We start from the raw sequence: 25,507 nt of genomic DNA, 5'->3' as shown, positions 1-25,507 counted from the left end.
GGCTCCCAGTAGACGACTGGGTTGATAGGCCGGATATGGAAGCCCTGTGAGGGGTGGAGTTGACCGGTACTAATAGGCCGAGGGCTTGTCCTCAGACGCTCGCGTTCACTGTGTGGTTCCCGGGTAGCGAACAGCTATCGCCGGCGAACACAAGAAACACTTATCAATTGAAAAGTGTGTTTCGCTGAATACCCGATAGGGTTTCGGTGGTCATAGCACGAGGGAAACGCCCGGTTACATTCCGAACCCGGAAGCTAAGCCTCGTAGCGCCGATGGTACTGCAGGGGGGACCCTGTGGGAGAGTAGGACGCCGCCGAACAATCATTCAAAGCCGTGGCCCCCAGCGACTCGCTGGGGGCCACGGCTTTTTTGCGTGTCAGAACGTGTATGAACCGGTCAAGTCCCTCCTGCCGCCCGAACGCGGTATGGGAGCGGATGCCGGACAATGGAGATGGTGTCCGGCCAGGTGGCCGACACCACACCGCCCCGGACGTGCGTGTCGCCAGAACCGGAGCGGTGGAGCTGAAGCAGCAGACAGAGGAGTCACCACGATGTCGAACCCGCCCCAGGACCGTCCCGAGCGTCGATCGGACGACGGCCGCGGCTACGAGCCCCGGTCACGCGGGGGTGCGTCGAACGACCGTGGCGGCTACCGTCGCGACGAGCGTTCCGACCGTGACCGTGGTGGCTACCGCCGTGACGACCGCCCCCAGGGCGGCTACAACCGTGACCGCGATGACCGTCCGCGTCGGGATGACCGTCCGCAGGGCGGCGGTTTCCGTCGGGACGACCGCCCGTCCGGTGGCTTCGGTCGTGACCGTGACGACCGTGGTGGCTTCCGTCGCGATGACCGACCCCAGGGCGGCGGTTTCCGTCGGGACGACCGTCCCTCCGGTGGCTTCCGCGACCGCGATGACCGTCCGCGTCGGGATGACCGTCCGCAGGGTGGTGGCTTCCGTCGGGACGACCGTCCGTCGGGTGGTTTCGGTCGTGACCGTGACGACCGTCCGCAGGGTGGCGGTTTCCGTCGGGATGACCGTCCGCAGGGCGGTGGCTTCCGCCGTGATGACCGTCCGCAGGGCGGCGGTTTCCGTCGGGACGACCGCCCGTCCGGTGGTTTCGGTCGTGACCGTGACGACCGTGGTGGCTTCCGTCGCGATGACCGACCCCAGGGCGGTGGCTTCCGCCGGGACGACCGTCCCTCCGGTGGCTTCCGCGACCGGGACGACCGCCCCCAGGGTGGTGGCTTCCGTCGGGACGACCGTCCGTCGGGTGGTTTCGGTCGTGACCGTGACGACCGTGGTGGCTTCCGTCGCGATGACCGTCCGCAGGGTGGCGGTTTCCGTCGGGACGACCGTCCCTCCGGTGGCTTCAACCGCGATGACCGTCCGCGTCGGGACGACCGCCCCCAGGGTGGCGGTTTCCGTCGGGACGACCGTCCGTCGGGTGGTTTCCGTGACCGCGATGACCGTCCGCGTCGGGACGACCGCCCCCAGGGTGGTGGCTTCCGTCGGGACGACCGTCCGTCGGGTGGTTTCGGTCGTGACCGTGACGACCGTCCGCAGGGTGGTGGCTTCCGTCGGGATGACCGCCCCCAGAGCGGTGGTTTCCGTCGTGACGACCGTCCGTCGGGTGGTTTCCGTGACCGCGATGACCGTCCGCGTCGGGACGACCGTCCGCAGGGTGGCGGTTTCCGCCGGGACGACCGTCCCTCCGGTGGCTTCCGCGACCGTGACGACCGTGGTGGCTTCCGCCGCGACGACCGCGGTGGCCGGCCGTACGAGAGCCGCGAGGGCCGCAGCGGTGGGTTCCGTCGGGACGACCGTCCGCAGGGTGGCGGTTTCCGCCGGGACGACCGTCGTGACGACCGCCGGGACTACGACGACCGCCGCGGCAACTACGAGCCGGTCCAGCGTCTGCCGATCCCGGAGGACGTCACGGGCTTCGAGCTCGACGCGGATGTGCGTCAGGACCTGAAGAGCCTGCCGAAGACCCTCGCGGACGACGTCGCGCGCAACCTGGTGATGGTTGCCCGGCTGCTCGACAGCGAGCCGGAGGAGGCGTACAAGTTCTCGCGCGTCGCGCTGCGGCTGGCCTCGCGTGTCGCCTCCGTCCGTGAGGCGGCGGGCTTCGCGTCGTACATGACGCAGCGGTACTCCGAGGCGCTGACCGAGTTCCGGGCGGCGCGGCGGATGACCGGCCGGGCGGACCTGTGGCCGGTGATGGCGGACTGCGAGCGCGGTCTGGGCCGTCCGGAGCGGGCGCTGGCGATGGCCGGTGAGCCCGAGGTGAAGCAGCTGGACAAGGCCGGCCAGGTCGAGATGCGACTGGTCGCGGCGGGTGCCCGCACCGACATGGAGCAGTTCGACGCCGCCGTGGTGACGCTGCAGAGCCCGGAGCTGGCTTCCAGCGCGATCCACCCGTGGACCGCGCGACTGCGCTACGCGTACGCCGAGGCCCTGATCGCGGCCGACCGGGCGGAGGAGGCCCGCGACTGGTTCGCGAAGGCCGCCGAGGCCGACACCGACGGTGCGACCAACGCCTCCGAGCGGCTGGCCGAGATCGACGGCCTGGAGTTCGTCGACGCACTCGACCCGGAGCTGGACGAGGACGAGCGCGGCTCGGTGGGCGTGGCCGCCGAGGAGCGCCGCAACGTCGCGATCGACGACACCGGCGACGACCGCGTGATCTTCGAGGACGAGGAGGACGTCGAGGAGTACTACGACGAGGACGACCTCGAGATCGAAGAGGACCGCGAGGGCGAGGCCAAGAAGTAGTCCGCGTCACGCAACACGCCGGAGGCCCGGTCGGTACGCATGCCATGTGCGTACCGGCCGGGCCTCCGGCGTATCTGCCTCCAGGTCGGCCGGGCCTGACGGTCCGGGACGGACCGGGCCGGTCGGGTCTGGCGGTCGGGTCGAGTCAGCCGAGCGTGAGGCTGCGCACGACCAGGCCGGTGGCCGGCTTGGGGCCGAAGGAGGTGGACTTGCGGGGCATCGTCACACCCTGTTCGGCGAGGCGCCGGACCACGCTCTCCTTGACCGGGTGCAGCAGGACGGCCGTGCCGCCGCTGCGGGCGGCCTCCCGCTCGGCAGCGTCGGCGGCGTGCAGGTAGCCGATGTCGTCGGGGCCGTCGGGGACGCGCCAGGTGTGGTCGAGCAGGCTGGCGTGCAGGACGGTGGCGTCGAGGCGGCGCCACTCCTCGGGCTTTCCGGTCGGCACGGTGGCTGCGAGCAGGGCCTCGTCCGGTTCGCTGACCAGCCGGAAGACACCGTCGCCGCCGGTCAGCAGGAAGGCGTTGCCGCCGTGCTGCTTGGCCTCGCCGAGGGCCTGCAGGGCCGTCTCCATCGGGCCGGGGACCTCCTTGACCTGCCAGCGCTCGCCGAGCCGGGCGAGTGCCTCGGCGACCGGCAGCCGGTACAGCACCCGGTGGATGGCCCGGACCTGCAGCGGGTAGCGCGCGGTGTCGACCAGCAGCACCATGCCGCGGTCCCACGGGCTGCGCGGGAGGTGCCGGTGCTCGCGCTGGAGGCGCAGGTACATCTCCCAGCGGTGGTGGCCGTCCGCGATGAGGGCTCGGCAGGTGGCCAGGTCGCGGCCGACCTCGGCGAGCTCGGCCTGACCGGTGACGGCCCAGAGGCGGTGGTGGGTGCCGTCGCTGGTGGTCGTGGTGAGCAGCGGCTCACCGAGGACGGCCCGTTCGATCACGCCGGCCGCGCCGCCGTTGCCCCGGTAGGTGAGCAGCAGCGGCTCCAGGTTGGCCCTGGTGGTCCGCATCAGGCCGACCCGGTCGGCGACCGGCCGGGGCATCACGTCCTCGTGCGGCAGCACCACGCCCGCCTCCCGGCCGCTGACCGCGAGGGCGCCGATCAGGCCGCGTTGCAGGTTTCCGCCGCCGGGGCCGCCCCCGCCGGTGCGCTGCTCGTAGACGTACAGCGCGGGTTCGGGGTCGGCGGCCAGCACGCCCTGGCGCTGCCAGTCGCTCAGGAGCCTGGCGGCGTGCCGGTATCGGGTGTCGCGGTCGGGGCGGTCGCCGCTGTCCTCGGGTTCGGGCCTGGGGAGGATGAGCCGGACGATGTTGTACGGATCGGCGGTCTCCAGGTCCAGTCGCCGGTTGGGATCCACCACGTCGTAAGGGGGCGAGGTGACCGCCGCCAGCGTGCCGACCCGGTCGGGGACGTATCGCAGGCCGCGGAACGGCGAGAGGGACAGCCCCGCAGTGGCGACGTGCCCGGGGTCACCGGGGCCGCCTGCTGGAGCCTCTGCTCCTGTGTCTGCACTGGGTGTGCTCATTCTGGGCATCGTAATCGGGTACGCGTTGTTCGGAGATCTCCGAGATCACACTGCCCGGCCAGTTCGTCAGAAGAGGGCCGGTCCAGGAACGGGCGGTGCGACCGGGAGGCGGGGTACGGGATGGAGGCGGAGCACGCGATGAGTGACGGGCAGGAGCGGGCGGACGGCGGCGGTGAGGGCGCGGGTACCGCGCCGCAGGGCGGGCCCGGAGTGCCGGAGGGCGGGGTGTACGACTGGTTCCGGCGCGGGGCGCGGCTGCTGGAGCAGGGCCACCCGGCGGCGGCCGAGCAGTTGCTGGCGCGGGCCGCGGAGGCGGAGCCGCACTCGCGGAGCATCCGGGAGACGCTGGCGAGAGCGCAGTTCGACGCCGGGCTGTTTGCGGCGGCACTCGGTAACTTCCGGGCGGTGGCGCTGGCCGATCCGGCGGACGACTACGCTCAGTTCGGGTGGGGTGTCGCGGCGGCCCGGCTGGGCGACTTCGAGACCTCCGCCGAGCACCTGGCCCTGGCGGTCGCCATGCGGCCGGAGGCGGACCACTACCGGGCCGCGCTGCGCCAGACCAGGGCGACGCTGGCGGCCCGCGCTGGGGCGTACGGGCCGCTGCTGCCCGGTGCGCCCGGCTACTCCGAGCCGCCGGAGGGCGGCGGAGGGGCCGGGTGACGGGCCGGGTGGCACCACGGCCGGTGGCGCCGGGGCAGGGCCCGGGTGCCGGCGCTCCGGCTGTCGTGGCCGGCGCGGCGGGTACGGGGACCGAGACGATGAGCAAGAGGACGAGGTAGAGCACTGATGACGGACACCGCAGTCGGCCGGGCACGTACCGCTCCGGGAGGCTCCCACCGCCCGCTGACCGAGGCGTACGACACGGCGCTGCTCGACCTCGACGGTGTGGTGTACGCCGGGCCGCACGCGGTCCGGCACGCGGTGGCGTCGCTGGAGGCGGCGCGCGGGGCCGGGATGCGGCTGGCGTACGTGACCAACAACGCCTCCCGTCCTCCCCGGGTGGTGGCCGGGCACCTGACCGAGCTGGGCGTGCCGGCCGAGGCCGCCGACGTGATCAATTCGGCGCAGGCGGCGGCCCGGCTGGTGGCGGAGAAGGTTCCGGCCGGCTCGAAGGTGCTGGTGGTGGGCGGCGCGGGGCTGGAGGAGGCGCTGACCGAGCGGGGTCTGGTCCCGGTCCGCTCGATGGCGGACGGACCGCTCGCGGTGGTCCAGGGCTATGACCCCTCCGTGGGCTGGCAGCACCTCGCCGAGGCCTCGTACGCGGTGGCGAGCGGGCTGCCCTGGGTGGCGTCCAACACCGACCTGACGGTGCCCACCGCACGCGGCATCGCTCCCGGGAACGGCACGCTGGTGGCGGCCGTCCGGACCGCGACCGGGGTCGACCCGGAGGTGGCCGGAAAGCCGCTGCCGCCGATGCACCGGGAGACGGTGATCCGTACCGGCGCGCAGCGTCCGCTGGTGGTCGGGGACCGCCTCGACACGGACATCGAGGGCGCCTACAACGGCGGCGTGGACAGCCTGCTGGTCTTCACCGGTGTGACCACGCCCGCGCAGGTGCTGGCGGCTCCGGTCCGGCACCGGCCGACGTACCTGGCGGCGGACCTGCGGGGTCTGCTGGTCGCCCAGCCGGAGGTGACAGCGCTGGGCGAGGGGCGCTACCGCTGCGGCGGGTACGAGGCGTGGGCGGCCGACGGCTGGCTGCTGCTGAGCGGTGGCGGGGAGGACCCGTACGACGGGCTGCGGGCGCTCTGCGGAGCGGCCTGGGCGGCAGCGGACGCAGCGGGTCAGGACGCGGCCGGCGCCGTGCCGGACGGCAGCAAGGCGCTCGCCGAGCTCGGGCTGTAGCGGGGTTCCCGGCGGGGTGGGCAGCGCGGGGAGCAGGCGCCCGGAGGTGTGGGCCCGCGCAGTCCCGCGCCCCTCGGGCGGGGCGCGGGTCGGCTGTCCGGGGCTGCGGGCAGGGGCAGGTCAGAGCAGGGTGCGCAGGCGCAGGAGGTCACGGAAACCGGCCTCCAGCTTGACCCGGCCGGTGGCCCAGGCGGAGGCGAAGTTGAGCTGTCCGCCGACCATGGCCACCAGGTCGTCGCCGGTCATCGCGAGGCGGATCTCCGCCTTGGCGGGGGGCGGGCCCGGTGCCTCGACCATGTCGGTGATCCGGCCGTCGTCGAGGCGGCCGGAGAACGTCAGGTCGAGGTCGGTGATCCAGCAGGTGAGTGAGCGGTCGAGAGCCGCGGCCTTGCGGGCGTCGCCGTTGGCGCCGCCGAGGTTGTGGCTGAACTGTTCCAGTGCTTCGCGGCACTGCTCGATCGTGGCCATGACTGCTGGTCTCCCGTTCTGCCCGCCTGCTCCGGCCGCCTGCCGTTCCCGGGGCCGACTGACCACGCTATCGCAGCAGTGCCGGGACTCGGGTGGACGGCAGCGGCAGCCTCCGGCGGAGCTGAGGCGGTAGCGTCGTGGGTGTGGTGGGGTCCGGTCCGGCCACGCGGCGTGGACAGGACCGGGTTCGCAGGCGGTACGAGGCACGGAGGAGGCACTCGGGATGCTGCGGGATGCGGTGCGGGGAGTCGTGGTGATGGCCACCGGACTCGCCGAGGAGACCGGCAGGCGGGTCGTGGGTGCGGCCACGGGACTGCTGGAGCGCAGTGGCGTGGACGTCGCCGCGATCGAGCGGACCGTGAACGAGCAGTTCCCGCCGTCGGCCAAGTCGCTGCAGACACTGGCCGAGGACGCGGTGACGGCCGGCCGGGCGGGGCTGGACCTGGCGTTGGGGGCGGCCCGCAGCGAGGTCGACAAGGTCTTCGAGCGGGTCGGCGACCAGGTGGTCAAGGTGGGCGTGGTGCTCAGCTACCTGGAGAGCAAGCTGCGCGAGGTCGAGGAACAGCCGCAGGCCGGCGCGGCGGCGAGGCCCGGTGCTCGGCCCGAGGCACGGGCCGGCAACCTGTTCGAGGCTGGTTGGGACGAGCGCGCACCCGAGCCCGTGGAGGTCGACCGGACGGACGGGACCGCCGGGAGCGAGCGTCCCGAGCCCACGAGGCGTACGGCGGCGAAGCAGCCCGCATCGAAGCAGTCCACCGCACGGCAGGCCACCGCCGGGCAGAGCGCGGCGAAGGGGACCGGAGCGAAGCCGGCGGTCCGGGACGCGGCCGTGAAGAAGGCACCGGCCGTGAAGGCGGGCGCGGGCGGCACGACGGGCCGGGCGAGCGCCGCCACGGGGAAGACCGCCACGGGGAAGGCCGACGCGGAGCGGGTCGGGACCAAGAAGGCCACCGCGAAGAAGGCCCCCGCGAAGCAGACCCCCGTGAAGAAGGCGGCAGCGAAGAAGCCCGCCGCGAAGAAGTCCGCACCGAAGAAGTCCGCACCGAAGAAGGCGGACGACGGTGTCTGAGCCGGCGCCGGTGGAGCCGACGGGCCACCCGGAGGTCGATGCAGCGCTGGCCCGGCTGGAGGAGTTGGCCGGGGTGGAGACCGGTGCCCGGGTGGCGGTGTACGAAGATGTACACCAGCGGTTGGCGGGCACCCTGTCCGCGCTCGACGAGCAGCAGCAGTAACCGGGCGGCACGAGCCGGGCGGCGGGTCCGGCGGGCGGCAGTCCGGCCGACCGGCTGACGACCGGCCGAGTACGAGCAGTAGCGCAAGCAGTAGGAGCTGAAGCACCAGTGGCAGTGGCACGACGCCGACTCGACGCGGAGCTGGTCCGCCGCAAACTGGCCCGTTCGCGTGAGCACGCGAGCGAGCTGATCGCGGCGGGCCGGGTGACCGTCGGAGGTACCACCGCGACCAAGCCCGCGACGCAGGTGGAGACCTCGGCGGCCGTGGTGGTGGCCAAGGACGAGAACGACCCCGACTACGTGTCGCGCGGCGGCCACAAGCTCGCGGGCGCGTTCGCGGCCTTCGTTCCCCAGGGGCTGGTGGTGGAGGGACGGCGCGCGCTGGACGCGGGTGCGTCCACCGGAGGTTTCACGGACGTCCTGCTGCGGGCGGGCGCGGCCGGGGTGCTGGCGGTGGATGTCGGCTACGGCCAGCTGGCGTGGTCGCTGCAGAGCGACGAGCGGGTCACCGTGATGGACCGGACCAATGTCCGGGAGCTGACGTTGGAGCAGATCGGCGGCGTGCCGGTCGATCTGGTGGTCGGCGACCTGTCGTTCATCTCGCTCGGTCTGGTGCTGCCCGCTCTCGCGGGCTGCTGTGCCGAGGACGCGGACCTGGTGATGATGGTCAAGCCGCAGTTCGAGATCGGCAAGGAACGGCTGGGCAGCGGCGGTGTGGTCCGCAGTCCGCAGCTGCGGGCCGAGATGGTCCGTCAGGTGGCCGGTCAGGCGTGGGCACTGGGACTGGGCGTGCAGGCGGTCACGGCCAGCCCGCTGCCGGGGCCGTCCGGGAACGTCGAGTACTTCCTGTGGCTGCGCCGCGGCGCCCCGGAGCTGGATCCGGCCGAGGCGGAGCGGGCGGTGGCGGAGGGCCCGCAGTAGGAGCACCGAGGTCCGTTTGACAGCGGCCCCGGATAGGGTGCTCTGCAGGCGTCCGACCGCCATGCCGAGTGGCGGCCGTACCGGGCCAAGGGCGACCCGGCCGGCGTAGGGAGAGGGCAGCATGAGCGAGGAACGTACGGTCTTCCTGATCGCGCACACCGGCCGCGAGGCCGCGCTGCGCAGTGTCGAGGGGCTGGTGCACGGTCTGCTCAAGGAGGGGATCAGGATCAGGCTGCTCGCCTCGGAGGCGGTCGGCCTGGATCTGCCCGACGGGGTGGAGCGGGTGCCCGGCGGCCACGGTGCGGCGGACGGCTGCGAGCTGATCCTGGTGGCCGGCGGTGACGGCACGCTGTTGCGGGGCGCCGAGCTGGCCAGGGAGTCCGGGCTGCCGATGCTGGGCATCAACCTGGGCCGGGTGGGTTTCCTGGCGGAGGCCGAGCGGGACGACCTGGCGGTGGTGGTCGAGCGTGTGGTCAAGGCCGACTACGAGATCGAGGACCGGATGACGCTCGACGTCCTGGTCCGTACCAACGGCGATGTGCTGCACGAGGACTGGGCGCTGAACGAGGCGTCGATCGAGAAGGCCGCGCGGGAGCGGATGCTGGAGGTCGTCACCGAGGTGGACGGCCGTCCGGTCTCCAACTTCGGCTGTGACGGGGTCGTCCTGTCGACGCCGACGGGTTCGACGGCGTACGCCTTCTCGGGCGGTGGCCCGGTGGTGTGGCCGGAGGTCGAGGCGCTGCTGATGGTGCCGATCAGTGCGCATGCGCTGTTCGCCCGGCCGCTGGTGACGTCGCCGCACTCGGTGCTGGCGGTGGAGGTCCAGCCCAAGACGCCGCACGGCGTGCTGTGGTGCGACGGCCGTCGCTCGGTCGAACTCCCGGCCGGGGCACGGGTGGAGGTCCGCCGGGGCAGTACGCCGGTACGGCTGGCGCGGCTGCACCGGGCGCCGTTCACGGACCGGCTGGTGGCCAAGTTCGCGCTGCCGGTGACGGGTTGGCGCGGGCGCGGCGGGGCTTGCTGAAGGCCCTTCGAGGGCGCGGGGAGAAAAGGAGAAAAGGGGCACGGGAGAGGGGCACGGGGGAGGGCGCGCGACCGGGCGGGGGCTTCGGGGCCGGGTTCGGGTTGATCGCGGCCGACAGGCCGAGCGCTGTCGGCCGCACGGCTGCGCACGCCCGGTCGGGTGCGGGCCCTCAGACGGCGAGGGGTGGTGCGCCCTCGACGGTCTGCCAGCGGCCGGTCGCGGCCAGCTCGGCGGCGGTGGCGAGGCGGGCGACCGCCGCCTCGGCGGCCGCGGCAGGGACGGTGAAGGGGATGCGGATGTGGTGCTCGAAGGCGCCGTCCACGCCGAAGCGGGAGCCGGCCGCGATCCGGACGCCCGTCCGTTCACCGGCCTGGCCCAGTGCGGCTCCCGAGAGCCCGCCGGTGGAGACCCAGACGCAGAGGCCGCCCTGCGGCCGGGCGAACTGCCAGTCGGGAAGGTGCCGCCCGAGTGCGGCGGTGAGGGCTTCGGCGCTGGAGCGAAGCCGGTCGTGCCGGTGGGCGCGGACCTCGTCGAGGCGTTCGGTCAGCATGGCGGCGGCGATCAGCTGGTCGAGGACGGGCGTGCCGACGTCGGTGTAGACCCGGTCGGAGGCCAACTGCCGTACCAGGGCGGGGCTCGCCCGCAGCCAGCCGACCCGCAGGCCGCCCCAGAGCAGCTTGCTGCCCGAGCCGATGGTGACGACCTGGGCGGCCCGGTCGAGTGCGGCCATCGGCCGGGGGAGGTCCTCGGGGCGCACGCCCCAGTCCAGTTCGGCGGGCGTCTCGTCCACCACGACGGTCGTCCCGGCGCTGCGGGAGGCGGCGAGCAGCTCGCGGCGCTGCTGTTCGTCCATCAGGGCGCCGGTCGGGTTGTGGAAGTCCGGGATGAGGAAGGCGAGCCTCGGGGCGGCACCGCGCAGGACCCGCTGCCACTCCTGGACGTCCCAGCGCGGCAGCGCGGTCGGACCGCCCGGCCAGGTGTGCGGGACGGGCACCAGGCGGGCGCCGCTGCGGCGCAGTGACTGGAGGGTGTGCGCGTAGCTCGGGGCTTCGACCGCGACCCGGTCGGCCCGTCCGGCCAGTGCCCGGCGGGCCAGGTGCAGGGCGCCCATCGCACCGGTGGTGACCAGGATCTGGTCCGGGGTGGTCGGCAGGCCGCGGTCGGTGAACCGGCGGGCGATGGCCTCCCGCAGGACGGGCACACCGGTCGGGTAGTGGCCGTGCCCGGAGGCGTACGCGGGCAGCTGTTCGAGCGCGCGGGCGGCGGCCTCGCCGAGGTACGGCTGCGGGGCGGGCAGTGCGGCCACGCCGAGGTCCAGGACGTTCTCCTGCTCGTCCGGGGGGACCGGGTGCAGTGCGTCGCTGGGCGGCCGGCTGCCCTCGGGCAGGGTGGTCCAGCTGCCGGAGCCGCGGCGGCTGCGGAGGTAGCCCTCGGCGCGCAGGGTCTCGTAGGCGGTGGCGACGGTGGTCCGGCTGAGCGCGAGGGCCTGGGCGAGTTCGCGTTCGGCGGGCAGCCGGGCGCCGACCGGCAGCCGACCTTCGGAGACCAGGACCCGGACCTGTCCGGCCAGTGTCCGGTAGGCGGGCCGGTGCCCGGCGGGCTCGGGCAGTTGGGCGCTGCGCAGCAGCCGGGCCAGTGCGGGCGGGGTCACGACGCTCTGCCACTCGCTCATGGAATCAGTCCACCTGGCTTCGATTGGACCTGTATTAGGTCCGATTGGACTCCCCATGATGACAGTGCGGCCACCGCGCCGCCAGGCACATCAGCACATTCGCACCGACCCGAGGAGCCGAGCGATGGCGACCGCGTCCCCGACCACTGCGACCCCGACCACTGCGACCCCGACCGCCGCGTCCCCGACCGACGAGCGCAGCGGACGCACCGGGCCCCCGGCCGCCGAGAGCGCGGCAGGCGGGAACAGGGCGATCTGGAGCACCGACCGGCTCGGCCGACGGGTGCCGCAGCTGCTGGTCGGCCTCGGCCTGTACGGGGCGAGCATGGCGCTGATGATGCGGGCCGGGCTGGGGGTCAACCCGTGGGACGTCCTGCACCAGGGCCTGCAGCGGCACCTCGGCCTGAGCATGGGCTCCTGGGTCACCATCACCGGCGCCCTGGTGCTGCTGCTGTGGATACCGCTGCGCCAGCTGCCGGGCGTCGGCACGGTCGGCAACGTCCTGATCCTCGGCGCCATGATGGACCTCACCCTCGGCCTGGTCGCGGCCCCCCACGGCTGGGCGGCGCGGATCGCGCTGCTGGCGGTCGGCATCGTGCTCAACGGCCTGGCGACCGGCCTCTACATCGGGGCCCGGTTCGGGCCGGGGCCGCGCGACGGTCTGATGACCGGACTGCACCGCCGTACCGGCCGGTCCCTGCGGCTCATCCGTACCGGGATCGAGTTGACGGTGGTGACGATCGGGATCCTGCTCGGCGGCACCGTCGGCGTCGGGACGATCGCGTACGCGCTGGCGATCGGGCCGCTGGCCCAGTTCTTCCTGCGCTGGTGCGCGGTGCCCCGGCGCGCGGTCTCCTGAGAGCGACGAGAGCGGCGAGAGCGACGAGAGCGGCGAGGACGATCAGGGTGATCACGCCGCCGGTCGGCGACCCGGGGCACGGCGCGACTTCGGCGAGGACCGCCCGTGGGCCGCTCGCGGTGGTGGGTCGCATCCCCGCTCCGCCGTCGGTGCGGCGCGGTGTGCCCGGCGGGATCCCGTGCGGAGCCGAACCGTCCGCCTCGCGCGGTGCCCGGCACCCCCGAGGCGTCGCCCGGGCCGGGTGCTACACGCTCGGTGGCCGCTCGCGCACGGAGTCGGTGGCGACGATGCCGGATGGGATGAACTTGCACCGCCCGGACCTCGGCTCGTCGCGCGGTGGGGGTCGGACCTCGTAAGGTCGTCTCCGTGTTGGACGAGATGCGGATACGGGATCTTGGCGTCATCGACGACGCGGTGGTCGAACTGGCGCCCGGCTTCACCGCGGTGACCGGCGAGACCGGCGCGGGCAAGACCATGGTGGTGACCAGCCTCGGTCTGCTGCTCGGCGGCCGGGCCGACCCGGCCCTGGTGCGGGGCGGCTCGGACCGGGCGGTGGTCGAGGGCCGCATCGAGCTGCCCGCGGGCTCCCCGGTGGCCGCCCGCGCCCTGGAGGCCGGAGCGGAGCTGGACGACGGCGCGCTGCTGATCAGCCGCACGGTCTCCGCCGAGGGCCGCTCGCGCGCCCACGTCGGCGGGCGGTCGGTCCCGGTCGGCCTGCTCGCCGAGCTCGGCGAGGACCTGATCGCCGTGCACGGCCAGACCGACCAGCAGCGCCTGCTGCGCCCCTCCCGCCAGCGCGGTGCGCTGGACCGGTACGCGGGCGAGGCGGTGGCCGAGCCGCTGGCCCGCTACCGCGAGGTGTACCGGAGCCTGCGCGAGGTCTCGGCCACGCTGGAGGAGCTGACCACCAAGGCCCGCGAGCGGGCCCAGGAGGCGGACCTGCTGCGCTTCGGCCTGGAGGAGATCGGCGCTGCCGAGCCGGTCGCCGGGGAGGACGTCGAGCTGGCCGCCGAGGCCGAGCGCCTGGGCCACGCCGACGCGCTGTCCGGAGCCGCGACGCAGGCCCACGCCGCCCTGGCCGGCGACCCGGCCGACCCGGACTCGCTGGACGCGGGCACCCTGCTCGCGCAGTCCCGCCGGGCCCTGGAGTCCGTCCGCCACCACGACGAGCGGCTCGCCGCCCTGGCCGACCGCCTCAACGAGGTCGGCTACCTGCTCGCCGACGTCGCCGGCGACCTGGCCGGGTACGCCGACGACCTGGACGCGGATCCGGTACGGCTGGCGGCGGTCGAGGACCGCAGGGCGGTGCTGTCCCAGCTGCTGCGCAAGTACGGCGGTCCGGAGAACTCGCTGGCCGAGGTACTGGAGTGGGCCGAGGCGGGCTCGCTCAGGCTGGCCGAACTCGACGGCGACGACGACCGGATCGACGAGCTCGGCGCCCAGGAGACCGTGCTGCGCGCGGAGTTGGCCGACCTGGCCGCCGAGGTCTCGGCCGCCAGGCACGCCGCCGCCGACCGCTTCGCCGCCGCCGTCTCCGCCGAGCTGGCCGAACTCGCCATGCCGCACGCCCGGGTGAGCTTCGCGATCAGCCAGGTCGAGGACCTCGGGGGCATCGAGATCGACGGCCGCACCGTCACGTACGGGCCGCACGGTGTGGACGAGGTCGAGGTGCTGCTCGCCCCGCACCCCGGCGCGCAGCCGCGGCCGATCGCCAAGGGCGCGTCCGGCGGTGAGCTGTCCCGGGTGATGCTGGCCGTCGAGGTGGTCTTCGCCGGCGCCGACCCGGTGCCCACGTACCTGTTCGACGAGGTGGACGCGGGGGTCGGCGGCAAGGCGGCGGTCGAGATCGGCCGCCGGCTGGCCAAGTTGGCACAGTCCGCCCAGGTGGTCGTGGTGACCCACCTGCCGCAGGTGGCCGCCTTCGCCGACCGGCACCTGGTGGTGGTGAAGACCAACGACGGCACGGTGACCCGCAGCGGCGTCAAGGTGCTGAGCGACGAGGAGCGGGTGCGCGAGCTCTCCCGGATGCTCGCCGGCCTGGAGGACTCGGAGTTGGGCCGCGCCCACGCCGAGGAGCTCCTCGCCGCCGCCCGCACCCCGCGGGCCCACTGAGCCCGGCCGGCGGCCGGGGGCCCGACCCCCGGGCGCCGGCCGGTCCGAGCGGTGACGGCCATCACCCCGGGACGGTCCCACCGGCCGGCCCGGGGGCTTCGTACCCGGACCGCCGGGCGGCTCCCCGGCGACCCGCGCCCCTGAACGGGGGTGCCCGGCCGGCCGCGGGTCCGGGGCAGCACGACGCGCCCGCGAGGCCCGCCGACTGTCCAAGACCCCTCCCGACCTGGCATGGTGGCGGCTGGACACTGGCATCCCAGTCCCGAGCGGCGCTCGCGGATACTCCCGCAGGCGGCGTGAGTTCGTGAACGAGTCGGAGCGAGACGACGTGGACCATTCCGCGACCCGGGCCACCGGCACCGGCCCCACCGCGGCCCAGGAGAGCCGGGGCCAGCTGCACGTGGTACTCGTCCTGTCCGCGAGCACCGGCGGCATCGGCGCGCACGTGCGCTCCCTCGCGCAGGGCCTGGTGGCGCACGGCGTCGGCGTGACCGTCTGCGGCCCCGCCGGGACGGACCCGCTGTTCGGCTTCTCCCGCACCGGTGCCAGGTTCCACCTGGTCGACATCACCCCGACCGCCGGGGCACGCAGCGACGCCACCGCCATCGGCGAGCTGCGCCGCGCCTTCACCGGCGCCGACGTGGTGCACGCCCACGGCCTGCGGGCCGGTCTCCTCTCCGATCTGACGCTGCGCACCGCCGGGCGCTTCCCCGGACTCCGCCCGCAGACCCCGCTGGTGGTGACCTTCCACCACGCGATGCTGGCGACCGGCATGGAACGCCGGCTCCAGCGGCTGATGGAGCGGCGGGTGGCGCGGGCCGCCGACCTGGTCCTCGGGGCCTCCTCCGACCTGGTCGCCCGGGCCCGTGAGCTCGGTGCCACCGACGCCCGGCTCGGCCCCGTCGCGGCCCCGCCGATGCCGCCCGGCGACCTCGGCCGGGAGGCGTCCCGGGCCCGGTTGCTGGGCGACCGTCCCGATCGGCCGGTGGTGCTGGCGATCGGCCGCCTGGTCCAGCAGAAGTCCTTCGGCCTGCTGTTGGACGCGGCCGGGGCCCTGGGCGAGCGCGACCCCCTGGTGGTGATCGCGGGCGAGGGACCGGAGGGCGGGGGACTGCGGGAGCGGGTCGCGGCCGAACGGCTGCCGGTGGAACTGCTCGGCTACCGCACCGATGTGCCCGACCTGCTGGCCGCCGCCGACCTGGTGGTAGTGAGCAGCCGCTGGGAGGCCCGCTCGCTGGTGGTCCAGGAGGCGATGCGGGCGGGCGTGCCGGTGGTCGCCACGAGCGTCGGCGGCATCCCCGAACTGGTCGGCGAGGCAGCGGTCCTGGTGCCGTACGGCGACCCGGCCGCGCTGGCGTCCGCCGTCCGCGACCTGCTGGCCGACCCGGACCGCAGGGCGGCGCTGGCCGCGGCCGGCCGCGCCCAGGCCGGGACCTGGCCGGACGAGGCGGCCACGGTGGCGCAGGTGCTCAGCACGTACGACGAACTGGTCCAGCGCGACGGCCACTGAACCGGCCGCCCAGGCCGAGGGGCTCTGCGTGACCGGGCCGGGAACAGGGGCGCGGGGAGCCGGGTGACCGGCGCCGCACCGCCCGGGGCTGTGCGGCGCCCGATCAGCCGGGCGCCTCCCGGGGCGCGGGAGGCGCGCGACCGGGCCGCTGCGAAGGTGCGGGGTCTCTCGTGCGGCCCCCGCGCCCCTGTCCCGCCTGCCCGCTCGCGCACGGCCCCCGGGCCCCCGAGATCACCCCCCGACGCCCCTGAACCCCCCGGCCGGGATCACATCATGGCCTGCTCGGTGCGGTCGGCGGAGCGGAGGTCGGGCTGGGCGGAGAGGTAGGCACCGCCGCAGGCGGTCAGCCGCAGCGCGGTGTCGATCAGCGGCACGTGGCTGAAGGCCTGCGGGAAGTTGCCGACCTGCCGCTTGGCCCGCGGGTCCCACTCCTCGGCCAGCAGCCCGAGGTCGTTGCGCAGCCCGAGCAGCCGGTCGAACAGTTCGCGTGCCTCGGTGACCCGGCCGATCATCGCCAGGTCGTCGGCGAGCCAGAACGAGCAGGCCAGGAAGGCGCCTTCGTGGCCGGACAGGCCGTCGACGTTGTCGCCCTGGGCGTCGTGGGTGGGGTAGCGCAGCACGAAGCCGTCCTCGGTGGACAGCTCGCGCTGGATCGCCTCGATGGTGCCGATCACCCGCTTGTCGTCCGGCGGCAGGAAGCCCATCTGCGGGATCAGCAGCAGGGAGGCGTCCAGCTCCTGGCCGCCGTAGTACTGGGTGAAGGTGTTGCGGTCGGGGTCGTAGCCCTTCTCGCAGACGTCCGCGTGGATCCGGTCGCGCAGTTCCCGCCAGCGCTCCAGCGGGCTCCCGTCCTGGATCTCGGTGGGGTACTGCTCCAGCAACTTGATGGTGCGGTCGACGGCGACCCAGGCCATCACCTTGGAGTGGACGAAGTGCCGACGCGGGCCGCGGACCTCCCAGATGCCCTCGTCGGGTGCGGTCCAGTGCTGCTCCAGGTAGCTGATCAGCTTGAGCTGGAGGTGGTGGGCGTGGTCGTTGCGGACCAGCCCGGTCATGTGGGCCAGGTGCAGGGCCTCCACCACCTCGCCGTAGACGTCGAGCTGGAGCTGCCCGGCGGCGCCGTTGCCGATCCGGACGGGAGTGGAGTGCTCGTAGCCGGGCAGCCAGTCCAGCTCGGACTCGGTGAGCTCGCGCTCGCCCGCGATGCCGTACATGATCTGCAGGTTCTCCGGGTCGCCGGCGACCGCGCGCAGCAGCCACTCGCGCCAGGCGCGGGCCTCCTCGCGGTAGCCGGTGCGCAGCAGCGAGGAGAGGGTGATCGCGGCGTCCCGCAGCCAGGTGTAGCGGTAGTCCCAGTTGCGCATCCCGCCGATGTCCTCGGGCAGGGAGGTGGTGGGGGCGGCGACGATGCCGCCGGTCGGGGCGTAGGTGAGGGCCTTGAGGGTGATCAGCGAGCGGACCACCGGCTCGCGGTAGGGGCCCTGGTAGGTGCACTGGCCGACCCAGTCGCGCCAGAACTCCTCGGTGTGCGCGAGTGCCGCCTCGGCGTCGGGCGCGCTGGGCGCGGGCAGGTGGCTGGCCTGCCAGGTGAGGGCGAAGGCGATCCGCTCCCCGGCGGCGACGGTGAAGTCGGCGTAGGTGGTCAGGTCGCGGCCGTACGTCTCGGCCCTGCCGTCCAGCCAGACCGAGTCGGGCCCGGCCATGGCCACCGTGCGGTGGCCGCCGTCGGGCTGTTCGACCCGGTGCACCCAGGGGGTGATCCGGCCGTAGCTGAAGCGCATCCGCAGGGCCGAGCGCATCCGGACGCGTCCGGAGACGCCTTCGACGATCCGGATCATCTGCGGGACCGCCTCGGGCCCGAGGAGCGCGCGGGGCGGCATGAAGTCGATCACCCGGACACTGCCGCCCTGGGCGTCCCACTCCTGTTCGAGGATCAGCGAGTCGCCCCGGTAGCGGCGCCGGTCGGCGGGTACGGCCGGGGCGGCGGCGGTGGCCGGGACCGGCTGCATCTCACTCGAATCGGTGAAGCTCGAATCGGTGAAGGGCGAGCGATGCGGCGGGGTGGCCGGGGCGACCTCCGCGTCGACGGGTTCGGCCGGGCCGATCCGCCAGAACCCGTGTTCATCGGTGCCCAGCAGCCCGGCGAAGACGGCCGGCGAGTCGAATCTGGGGAGGCAGAGCCAGTCGACGGCCCCGTCCCTGCTGACCAGGGCGGCGGTCTGCATGTCCCCGATGAGTGCGTAGTCCTCGATACGGCCGGCCACGTGAGTCTCCAGTTCGCAATTTGGGCGGCGGCAGCGCAGACGGTTGGAGGCAGGCGGTCTGCGGGGCCGGAGCCCGGGCTGGGCGGCCCGCCGGGGGCCTCCGCCGGGTGCGGGGAGGGCCGTGGGCGCCCGGCGGGGCTGTGATGGGCCCCTGGCCTGGACGGGTGAACTGGTACGGGAGGTGTCCGGTCGCGCATCGGGGACCAAGAGGTGTCGTCCTGACCCCCTCGCCCTCCGCGTGCTCTGCTGTCGGCGATGCGTCCGTGCAGGATACGTCGGTGGGAGGGGGCGCGGCACGTGCAGAGCGCCGCGTTGGGACGCAGTCACGCCTGTGATCGGCAAAGTGGTCCGAGAGGATGGTCGAGGACGGTCCGGACGGACCATTCGGAGGTGATCCTTCCGGGCCCCTCCGTACGGTGCCGGGACCACCCGGGAAGGGTGGCGTCCGGGCACCCGTTCCGGACGGCCGGACGCCCCGGGCGGACGCGCCGCAGCGGCCCGGAACGCGTCCGGTGCAGCTCGCTGATACCCTGGTATCCCGTGGACTGGTGGGATCAACCACCCCGGATCCGCCGACCCGACGACCCCGCCGGAGCTGCCTTCAGGCTCTGGGGCCGAGTGCGAACTCCCCGTCGGCGCGGAGATCCGGGCAGTCCTCCACCGGAGTCACCTTCGACACGCGACCCACGGGAGCCCCCTCTTGGCACAGCCCCATTCCGGCAAGGCAGCGAACGGCCGCGCCGTGACGACCAAGCACCTCTTCGTCACCGGGGGTGTCGCCTCTTCACTCGGCAAGGGCCTCACCGCCTCCAGCCTCGGCGCCCTGCTCAAGGCGCGCGGACTGCGCGTGACGATGCAGAAGCTCGACCCCTACCTCAACGTGGACCCGGGCACCATGAACCCGTTCCAGCACGGTGAGGTCTTCGTCACCGACGACGGCGCCGAGACCGACCTCGACATCGGTCACTACGAGCGCTTCCTCGACACCAACCTGCACGGCTCGGCGAACGTCACCACCGGCCAGGTGTACTCGACGGTCATCGCCAAGGAGCGCCGCGGCGAGTACCTGGGCGACACCGTCCAGGTCATCCCGCACATCACCAACGAGATCAAGTCCCGGATCCGCCGGATGGCGACCGAGGACGTCGACGTGGTCATCACCGAGGTCGGCGGCACCGTCGGCGACATCGAGTCGCTGCCGTTCCTGGAGGCCGTCCGTCAGGTCCGCCACGAGGTCGGCCGGGACAACGTCTTCTTCGTGCACGTCTCCCTGCTGCCGTACATCGGCCCCTCGGGCGAGCTGAAGACCAAGCCCACCCAGCACTCGGTGGCCGCGCTGCGCAACATCGGCATCCAGCCGGACGCCATCGTGCTGCGCGCCGACCGCGAGGTCCCGCAGGCCATCAAGCGCAAGATCTCGCTGATGTGCGACGTGGACGAGGAGGCGGTGGTCGCGGCCATCGACGCCAAGTCGATCTACGACATCCCCAAGGTGCTGCACGGCGAGGGCCTGGACGCGTACGTGGTGCGCCGCCTCGACCTGCCGTTCCGCGACGTGGACTGGACCACCTGGGACGACCTGCTGCGCCGCGTCCACGAGCCGCAGCACATCGTCAAGGTGGCGCTGGTCGGCAAGTACATCGACCTGCCCGACGCGTACCTGTCGGTGACCGAGGCGCTGCGCGCCGGCGGTTTCGCCAACAACGCCCGCGTCGAGATCAAGTGGGTCACCTCCGACGACTGCCTGACCCCCGAGGGCGCCCAGGAGCAGCTCGGCGACGTGGACGCGGTCTGCATCCCCGGCGGCTTCGGCGACCGCGGTGTGGACGGCAAGGTCTCCGCGATCACCTACGCCCGCGAGAACAAGCTCCCGCTGCTGGGTCTCTGCCTGGGCCTGCAGTGCGTGGTCATCGAGGCCGCCCGCAACCTGGCGGGTCTGCCGGAGGCCAACTCCACCGAGTTCGACCCGGCCGCCAAGTACCCGGTCATCTCCACCATGGCCGAGCAGCTGGCGATCGTGGACGGCAAGGGCGACCTGGGCGGAACGATGCGCCTGGGCCTCTACCCGGCCAAGCTGGCCGAGGGCTCGATCGTCCGCGAGGTGTACGGCGGCGAGCAGTACGTCGAGGAGCGCCACCGCCACCGCTACGAGGTCAACAACGCCTACCGCGCCGACCTGGAGAAGACCGGCCTGCAGTTCTCGGGCCTGTCCCCCAAGGGTGACCTGGTCGAGTACGTCGAGTACCCGCGCGAGGTCCACCCCTACCTGGTCGCCACCCAGGCGCACCCGGAGCTGAAGTCCCGCCCGACCCGCCCGCACCCGCTGTTCGCGGGTCTGGTGGCCGCGGCCATCAAGATCAAGACTGACGGCCAGTAAGAGCCCGTCGTCGGACGGCGGTCGTGCGGATCTTCGCACGGCCGCCGTTTGGCATAGGTTGGGCCCGAGCGACCGAAGGGGAGATCGATGACGGACATTCAGCAGATCAGGGACGTGGCGGAGGACTGGCCGGTGCGCGCGTCCTCGGTGCCGTTCCGGGGCCGGGTCACCGGTGTGCGCACCGACGAGGTGCTGATGCCCGACGGCGGGTACGCCCGCCGCGACTACCAGACCCATCCCGGTTCGGTCTCCGTCCTCGCCCTCGACGACCGGCAGCGGGTGCTGATCCTGCGTCAGTACCGGCACCCCGTGCGCCAGCGGCTCTGGGAGCTGCCCGCCGGACTGCTCGACGTCCCCGGGGAGAACCCGCTGCACGCCGCCCAGCGCGAGCTCTACGAGGAGGCGCACTGCAAGGCGGGGGAGTGGCGGGTGCTGGTCGACTTCTACACCTCGCCCGGCGGGACCGACGAGGCGCTGCGGCTCTTCCTCGCCACCGACCTCGCCGAGGCCGAGGGCGAGCGCTACCAGGCGCACGGCGAGGAACTGGAGATCGAGACCGCCCGGGTGCCGCTGGACGAGCTGGTCCGGCTGGTCCTCGCGGGCGAGCTGCACAACCCGACGCTGGTCACCGGGACGCTGGCACTGCACGCAGCCCTCACCGGTTCCGGCCTGCCCGCGCTGCGGCCCGGCGACAGCCCCTGGCCGGCCAGGCCCTTCCCGGGGAACTGACGGCCGGTCGCCGTTCCCCGTTCCCCCGGCGGTGGCACGGCCGCTGACGGCCGGTTGATCTGGCGGGGTGATTTGCCGATTGGTACTACCGGTGTCACCCCGGGTCCGTCGTACGGTCGAACTACGCTTCGCGGACGGACCCATGGCGGGTCCGTCCGGGCTCGGGGCGTGCGTGCAGGGGGGCCGGGCCGGGGCCCGGCCGGGGCTGGTCGGCTGGTCAGGAGTGACGCAGGTGACGAGGAAGACGGCGACGATGGACGCACGGCCCACCGAGCACGACGCGACCGACCGGCTCCCCGCCGTCCCGGCGCTCTTCACCGGCCGGCGGACCGAGCTCGCGGCCCTCGCCGCAGCCGCCGCCCGCCCGGTGCGGGGCCGCTCCCCGGTCGTGGTGCTGGCCGGGCGGCCCGGTTCGGGGCGCACCACGCTCGCCGTGCGGTTCGTGCGCTCGGTGGCACGGGCCTACCCCGACGGCGTCCTGTTCACCCGGCTCTCCGCACCGGACGGCAGCCGGATCCCGCCGGGGCAGGTCGCCCGGCTGCTGCTCGAACAGCTCGGTCCCGTCCCGGACTCGGTCCTGGTGCCCGGCAGCGGGGACGGCGCCGACGGCCCGGCCTGCGCCGCGCTGCGCAGGGCACAGGCGGGCCGGCGCCTGCTCTTCCTGCTGGACGACGTGCGCGACGCCGGGCAGCTGTGGCCGCTGCTCGCCGACGAACCCGGCTGCCTGCTGGTCGCCACCACCGCGGGGCCGCTCACCGGGATCGAGGACATCGACCCGGTCATCCTCGGCGGTCTGGACCAGCCCTCGGCCGGTGACCTGCTCAGCGGCCTGGTCGGTGGCACCAGGATCGGCTGCGACCCGGTCGGCGCGGCCGACCTGGCCGAGGCGTGCGGTGCCGGTCCCACTGCGCTGCGGCTGATGGCCGGCTGGCTGCGCAGCAACCCGAAGGCCGCCGTGACGGAGGCGGCGCGGGCGCTGTCGCAGGCCGGACCGGCGCCCGCCGCGAGGACCACCGCCACCGTGGTGGCCCAGGGCGGGGCCGGCGGGCGGGTCGCCCTGGTGAAGGACCGGACGCTGCGGAGCCAGGCCGGGCCGCGGGACGAGGCGCTGGTCGCCGTCCCGGCCGGAGGTCCGGCCGGCGACCCGGCCGGGCCCGGCGCCGTGGCGCGTCTGATCGGGCCCGCGGTGCGGCGCGGAGCGGGCGGCCGCGCGGCGCGGGCGGCCACGGGTGACGGTGACGGCGCCGGGCGCGGGCCCGAGCGCGCGAACGGCCGGCCGGGCGCCGGCGCCGGCGGGGCGGCCCGGACGGCTCCCGGCGGCGCCGAGGCGGTCCGGGCCGACGGCCCCGACACCGGTGAGGCGGGCCGGGGGCAGCAGGGGAAGGGCCACGGGCACGCCAACGGGTCCGGCGGGCCGAGCTCCGGCGCAGGTCCGGCGGGACCGGGCGACCAGGGGCGGCCGGGGACGTCCGGTCACCAGCGCGGGGGCCAGGAGGCCGAGGTGGCGGCCCAGGGGCCGGTGCCGGTACCGGACACCGACCCGCTCAGCGCGGCGTTCGACCTCACCTACCGCTCGCTGACCGCCGCGCAGGCGCGGATGCTGCGGATGCTCACCCTCGCCCCCGCCCAGCTCGCCGATCTGCGGATCGCCTCCGCCCTGGTCGGCTGCCCGGCGCCGGAGGCCGAGGCGACCATGCGGCAGCTGGCCGAGCGGGAGCTGCTGGACGTGGAGGTGCCCGCCGCCGACGGCACACCGCGCTACCGGGTCCCCGGGCGGCTCTACCTGCGGCTGGTACGGCTGCGCGAGGGCGCCGACCGCCCGGCCGAGGTGCAGCTGGCCCGGGCCAGGATGCTGGAGCGGCTGGTGCGGCTGGTGGACTCGGCCCGCCGGCTGCTGGATCCCGCCGCCGGTCCGGTGACGGACCCGCTCCCCGGCCCGATCCGGCTGCGCAGCGCCGCGCAGGCCGCCGACTGGCTGCTAGGCGAGCGGGAGTCGCTGTTCGGCGCGGTGGGGGAGGCGATCGGCCAGGCGGACCTGGACGGATCGGCCGGGCGGCTGGTCACCGCGCTGCTGCGGGCCCTGCCGTTGACCGGCGCCGCCGCCCCGGCCGACCTCTACCAGTTGCACGGCCTGGTGCTGAAGGTGGCCGAGCGCAGCGGAGCCACCCGGCGGGCCGCCGCCGCCCTGCTCAACCTGGGGGACCTGCAGGCCGCTGCCGGGCGCTGGGAACAGGCCTCCGCCCGCTACCGCGCCGCCCTGGACCACGCCAGGTCCGCCGCCGACGACCCGGTCTGCGCCCGCGCGCTGGAGGGGGTCGGCGAGTGCCACCGGGCGCTGGGCGACCCGGTGCGGGCGGCGGACTGGTACGGGCGCGCCCTCGCGCTGCGCCAGGCGCTGGGCGACCGCCCGGCGGAGGCCCGGCTCCTGACCAGGACGGCCGAGGCCCACGCCGGGCAGCGCCGTTTCGAGGAGGCCGACCGCGAGTACCGCACCGCCGTGGCACTGCTGCGGCGCCTCGGCGACGAGCGCGGCCGGGTGGTGGTGGCGGGAGCCCTGGAGGCCTTGCGGCAGCAGGCCGGGGAGGGGTCGGATCGACCCTCCCGGGAGTAATGTCGTAGATGTGTGGTTAGTCGCCCTTGGCGATGCGATCCCGTCACAAGCCTACGAAAGTGCCAATGTAACGAGCTGATTTATTCAGTTTGGAAGGCTGGCGGATTCGCTGGGCTTCATTACACTCGACAGCAGTCGCGCAGCGAAGTGTGTCTCGGTGTCTTCCGATGGCTTCTCCCGTGCGCGTCGCCCGCCGGTCTTCTCCGGTAGGGACCCCCATGGCAAGAGGACGTGTTTAGCCGTGAAGGTCGGCATCCCCCGCGAGGTCAAGAACCACGAGTACCGCGTGGCCATCACGCCCGCCGGCGTGCACGAGCTGGTGCGCAACGGGCACGAGGTCGTCATCGAGGACAACGCCGGTGTCGGCTCCTCGATCACCAACGAGGAGTACGTGGCCGCCGGTGCCACCATCCTCCCCACCGCCGACGAGGTGTGGGCCGCTGCTGACCTGCTGCTGAAGGTCAAGGAGCCCATCGCGCAGGAGTACCACCGCCTGCGCAAGGGCCAGACCCTCTTCACCTACCTGCACCTGGCCGCGGACCGCGCCGGCACCGACGCGCTGGTCGCCTCCGGCACCACCGCGATCGCGTACGAGACCGTGCAGCTCGCCAACGGCGCCCTGCCGCTGCTCGCCCCGATGTCCGAGGTGGCCGGTCGCCTGGCCCCGCAGGTCGGCTCGTACCACCTGATGCGTCCGGCCGGCGGCCGTGGCACCCTCCCCGGTGGCGTGCCCGGCACCCACCCGGCGAAGGCCGTCGTCATCGGCGGTGGCGTCTCCGGCTGGCACGCCGCCACCATCGCCATCGGCATGGGCTACGAGGTGACCCTGCTCGACCGCGACATCAACAAGCTGCGTGAGGCCGACCGCATCTTCGGCACGAAGATCAAGGCCATCGCCTCCAACGCCTACGAGCTGGAGAGCGCGGTCCTGGAGGCCGACCTGGTCATCGGCGCCGTGCTGATCCCGGGCGCCAAGGCCCCGAAGCTGGTCACCAACGAGCTGGTCTCCCGCATGAAGCCGGGCTCCGTGCTCGTCGACATCGCGATCGACCAGGGCGGCTGCTTCGAGGACTCGCGTCCCACCACGCACGCCGAGCCGACCTTCCAGGTCCACAACTCGGTCTTCTACTGCGTGGCCAACATGCCGGGCGCCGTCCCGAACACCTCCACCTACGCGCTGACCAACGCGACGCTGCCGTACGTCGTCGAGCTGGCCAACCGCGGTTGGAAGGAGGCGCTGCGCCGCGACGCCGCGCTGGCCAAGGGTCTGAACGTCCACGAGGGCCAGATCACCTACGCCGCCGTCGCCGAGGCCTTCGGCCTGGAGTCCATCTCCCTGGACAGCGTGCTCGCCTGATTGCGCATCAGCTGAACGGCATGCCCCGGTAGGGCGGTGCCACGCCCCCGACCCCCCTCCTCGCCCGCCGACGGGCACGAGGGAGGGCCGGGGGCTTCAGCATGCCCGGAACCGGCGATGAAGGCCGAGTGGCCGCGTGATGTCAATTCATGTGCAACACGTCACCCGCCCGCCGCGGCAGGGAGGGTGACCCGCCCGCCGGGCGGCGGCGGCCTCCGCAGAAACGTTAGGGT

General features: G+C 73.9%; 18 protein-coding genes, 2 rRNA genes and 1 pseudogene. 17 read left to right on the top strand and 4 right to left on the bottom strand.

The window, feature by feature from the left end:
• The 4 genes and pseudogenes from ACFC1R_RS30430 to ACFC1R_RS30415 all read left to right on the top strand — a co-directional run.
• Positions 1 to 93 (top strand): 23S ribosomal RNA (locus ACFC1R_RS30430); the annotation flags it as partial.
• 109 nt (positions 94 to 202) lie between these two features.
• A 5S ribosomal RNA gene (gene rrf / locus ACFC1R_RS30425) occupies positions 203 to 319 on the top strand.
• A 334-nt stretch (positions 320 to 653) separates the two neighbouring features.
• Positions 654 to 1,832, top strand: a pseudogene (locus tag ACFC1R_RS30420) (hypothetical protein); the annotation flags it as partial.
• A gap of 129 nt (positions 1,833 to 1,961) precedes the next feature.
• Complete coding sequence (locus ACFC1R_RS30415; RefSeq protein WP_375944054.1) at positions 1,962 to 2,777, top strand: hypothetical protein; 816 nt, start codon at positions 1,962 to 1,964, stop codon at positions 2,775 to 2,777.
• A gap of 145 nt (positions 2,778 to 2,922) precedes the next feature.
• Here ACFC1R_RS30415 and ACFC1R_RS30410 read toward each other — a convergent pair whose 3' ends face one another.
• Entirely contained in the window at positions 2,923 to 4,293 is a 1,371-nt protein-coding gene (locus tag ACFC1R_RS30410) for a DUF1015 family protein (protein WP_375944044.1), read from the bottom strand.
• 138 nt (positions 4,294 to 4,431) lie between these two features.
• Here ACFC1R_RS30410 and ACFC1R_RS30405 point away from each other — a divergent pair, with 138 nt between their 5' ends.
• Both ACFC1R_RS30405 and ACFC1R_RS30400 read left to right on the top strand, forming a co-directional pair.
• Positions 4,432 to 4,953 (top strand): tetratricopeptide repeat protein, encoded by a 522-nt coding sequence (locus ACFC1R_RS30405; RefSeq protein ID WP_375944042.1) that lies wholly within the window; start codon positions 4,432 to 4,434, stop codon positions 4,951 to 4,953.
• Between the two features lie 126 nt (positions 4,954 to 5,079).
• On the top strand, positions 5,080 to 6,138 hold the full coding sequence (locus ACFC1R_RS30400; protein WP_375944040.1) for an HAD hydrolase-like protein: 1,059 nt from the start codon (positions 5,080 to 5,082) through the stop codon (positions 6,136 to 6,138).
• Positions 6,139 to 6,258: 120 nt separating this feature from the next.
• Here the strand turns inward: ACFC1R_RS30400 and ACFC1R_RS30395 are convergent, their stop codons facing one another.
• Entirely contained in the window at positions 6,259 to 6,606 is a 348-nt protein-coding gene (locus tag ACFC1R_RS30395; RefSeq protein WP_375944039.1) for a sterol-binding protein, read from the bottom strand.
• A 223-nt stretch (positions 6,607 to 6,829) separates the two neighbouring features.
• Here ACFC1R_RS30395 and ACFC1R_RS30390 point away from each other — a divergent pair, with 223 nt between their 5' ends.
• The 4 genes from ACFC1R_RS30390 (at position 6,830) to ACFC1R_RS30375 (ending at position 9,783) form a co-directional block, all read left to right on the top strand.
• Entirely contained in the window at positions 6,830 to 7,675 is an 846-nt protein-coding gene (locus tag ACFC1R_RS30390) for a hypothetical protein (RefSeq protein ID WP_375944037.1), read from the top strand.
• Positions 7,668 to 7,838 carry a hypothetical protein gene (locus ACFC1R_RS30385; RefSeq protein WP_375944035.1) on the top strand — a complete coding sequence of 57 codons (171 nt, stop codon included), beginning with the start codon at positions 7,668 to 7,670 and terminating at the stop codon, positions 7,836 to 7,838. The genes ACFC1R_RS30390 and ACFC1R_RS30385 overlap by 8 nt, the downstream gene beginning before the upstream one ends.
• Positions 7,839 to 7,952: 114 nt before the next feature.
• Positions 7,953 to 8,759, top strand: coding sequence for a TlyA family RNA methyltransferase (locus tag ACFC1R_RS30380; RefSeq protein WP_375944052.1), 807 nt, complete (start codon positions 7,953 to 7,955; stop codon positions 8,757 to 8,759).
• A 121-nt stretch (positions 8,760 to 8,880) separates the two neighbouring features.
• Positions 8,881 to 9,783, top strand: coding sequence for an NAD kinase (locus ACFC1R_RS30375; RefSeq protein ID WP_375944033.1), 903 nt, complete (start codon positions 8,881 to 8,883; stop codon positions 9,781 to 9,783).
• Positions 9,784 to 9,952: 169 nt separating this feature from the next.
• Here the strand turns inward: ACFC1R_RS30375 and ACFC1R_RS30370 are convergent, their stop codons facing one another.
• Entirely contained in the window at positions 9,953 to 11,455 is a 1,503-nt protein-coding gene (locus ACFC1R_RS30370; protein WP_375944031.1) for a PLP-dependent aminotransferase family protein, read from the bottom strand.
• A gap of 124 nt (positions 11,456 to 11,579) precedes the next feature.
• Here ACFC1R_RS30370 and ACFC1R_RS30365 point away from each other — a divergent pair, with 124 nt between their 5' ends.
• The 3 genes from ACFC1R_RS30365 to ACFC1R_RS30355 all read left to right on the top strand — a co-directional run bounded on the left by ACFC1R_RS30365 (position 11,580) and on the right by ACFC1R_RS30355 (position 15,936).
• Positions 11,580 to 12,314, top strand: coding sequence for a YitT family protein (locus ACFC1R_RS30365; RefSeq protein WP_375944030.1), 735 nt, complete (start codon positions 11,580 to 11,582; stop codon positions 12,312 to 12,314).
• A gap of 378 nt (positions 12,315 to 12,692) precedes the next feature.
• A complete protein-coding gene (recN, locus tag ACFC1R_RS30360) occupies positions 12,693 to 14,426 on the top strand; it encodes a DNA repair protein RecN (protein WP_375944050.1) in 1,734 nt (577 codons plus the stop codon).
• A 328-nt stretch (positions 14,427 to 14,754) separates the two neighbouring features.
• Positions 14,755 to 15,936: a glycosyltransferase family 4 protein gene (locus ACFC1R_RS30355; RefSeq protein WP_375944028.1), complete on the top strand. Its 1,182-nt coding sequence runs from the start codon at positions 14,755 to 14,757 to the stop codon at positions 15,934 to 15,936.
• Between the two features lie 266 nt (positions 15,937 to 16,202).
• Here ACFC1R_RS30355 and ACFC1R_RS30350 read toward each other — a convergent pair whose 3' ends face one another.
• Positions 16,203 to 18,200, bottom strand: a complete 1,998-nt coding sequence (locus ACFC1R_RS30350) for a glycoside hydrolase family 15 protein (RefSeq protein ID WP_375944026.1) — start codon at positions 18,198 to 18,200, stop codon at positions 16,203 to 16,205.
• Between the two features lie 700 nt (positions 18,201 to 18,900).
• Between ACFC1R_RS30350 and ACFC1R_RS30345 the strand changes: the two genes are divergently transcribed.
• The 4 genes from ACFC1R_RS30345 (at position 18,901) to ald (ending at position 25,274) form a co-directional block, all read left to right on the top strand.
• Complete coding sequence (locus tag ACFC1R_RS30345) at positions 18,901 to 20,577, top strand: CTP synthase (RefSeq protein WP_375944024.1); 1,677 nt, start codon at positions 18,901 to 18,903, stop codon at positions 20,575 to 20,577.
• Positions 20,578 to 20,664: 87 nt separating this feature from the next.
• Positions 20,665 to 21,306, top strand: a complete 642-nt coding sequence (locus ACFC1R_RS30340; RefSeq protein ID WP_375944022.1) for an NUDIX domain-containing protein — start codon at positions 20,665 to 20,667, stop codon at positions 21,304 to 21,306.
• A 232-nt stretch (positions 21,307 to 21,538) separates the two neighbouring features.
• Complete coding sequence (locus tag ACFC1R_RS30335) at positions 21,539 to 23,917, top strand: tetratricopeptide repeat protein (RefSeq protein ID WP_375944020.1); 2,379 nt, start codon at positions 21,539 to 21,541, stop codon at positions 23,915 to 23,917.
• 241 nt (positions 23,918 to 24,158) lie between these two features.
• Positions 24,159 to 25,274, top strand: coding sequence for an alanine dehydrogenase (gene ald, locus ACFC1R_RS30330; RefSeq protein ID WP_375944018.1), 1,116 nt, complete (start codon positions 24,159 to 24,161; stop codon positions 25,272 to 25,274).
• Positions 25,275 to 25,507: the final 233 nt, after the last annotated feature.

It is taken from the genome of Kitasatospora sp. NPDC056138, from assembly GCF_042264695.1.
GTDB lineage: Bacteria > Actinomycetota > Actinomycetes > Streptomycetales > Streptomycetaceae > Kitasatospora.
This window is presented reverse-complemented; position numbering and strand designations above follow the sequence as displayed.

Coding starts and splice junctions, on each gene's coding strand:
- ACFC1R_RS30410 (WP_375944044.1), bottom strand. CDS start 4,293: ATGAGCACACCCAGTGCAGACACAGGAGCAGAGGCTCCAGCAGGCGGC.
- ACFC1R_RS30405 (WP_375944042.1), top strand. CDS start 4,432: ATGAGTGACGGGCAGGAGCGGGCGGACGGCGGCGGTGAGGGCGCGGGT.
- ACFC1R_RS30400 (WP_375944040.1), top strand. CDS start 5,080: ATGACGGACACCGCAGTCGGCCGGGCACGTACCGCTCCGGGAGGCTCC.
- ACFC1R_RS30395 (WP_375944039.1), bottom strand. CDS start 6,606: ATGGCCACGATCGAGCAGTGCCGCGAAGCACTGGAACAGTTCAGCCAC.
- ACFC1R_RS30390 (WP_375944037.1), top strand. CDS start 6,830: ATGCTGCGGGATGCGGTGCGGGGAGTCGTGGTGATGGCCACCGGACTC.
- ACFC1R_RS30375 (WP_375944033.1), top strand. CDS start 8,881: ATGAGCGAGGAACGTACGGTCTTCCTGATCGCGCACACCGGCCGCGAG.
- ACFC1R_RS30370 (WP_375944031.1), bottom strand. CDS start 11,455: ATGAGCGAGTGGCAGAGCGTCGTGACCCCGCCCGCACTGGCCCGGCTG.
- ACFC1R_RS30365 (WP_375944030.1), top strand. CDS start 11,580: ATGGCGACCGCGTCCCCGACCACTGCGACCCCGACCACTGCGACCCCG.
- recN (WP_375944050.1), top strand. CDS start 12,693: ATGCGGATACGGGATCTTGGCGTCATCGACGACGCGGTGGTCGAACTG.
- ACFC1R_RS30340 (WP_375944022.1), top strand. CDS start 20,665: ATGACGGACATTCAGCAGATCAGGGACGTGGCGGAGGACTGGCCGGTG.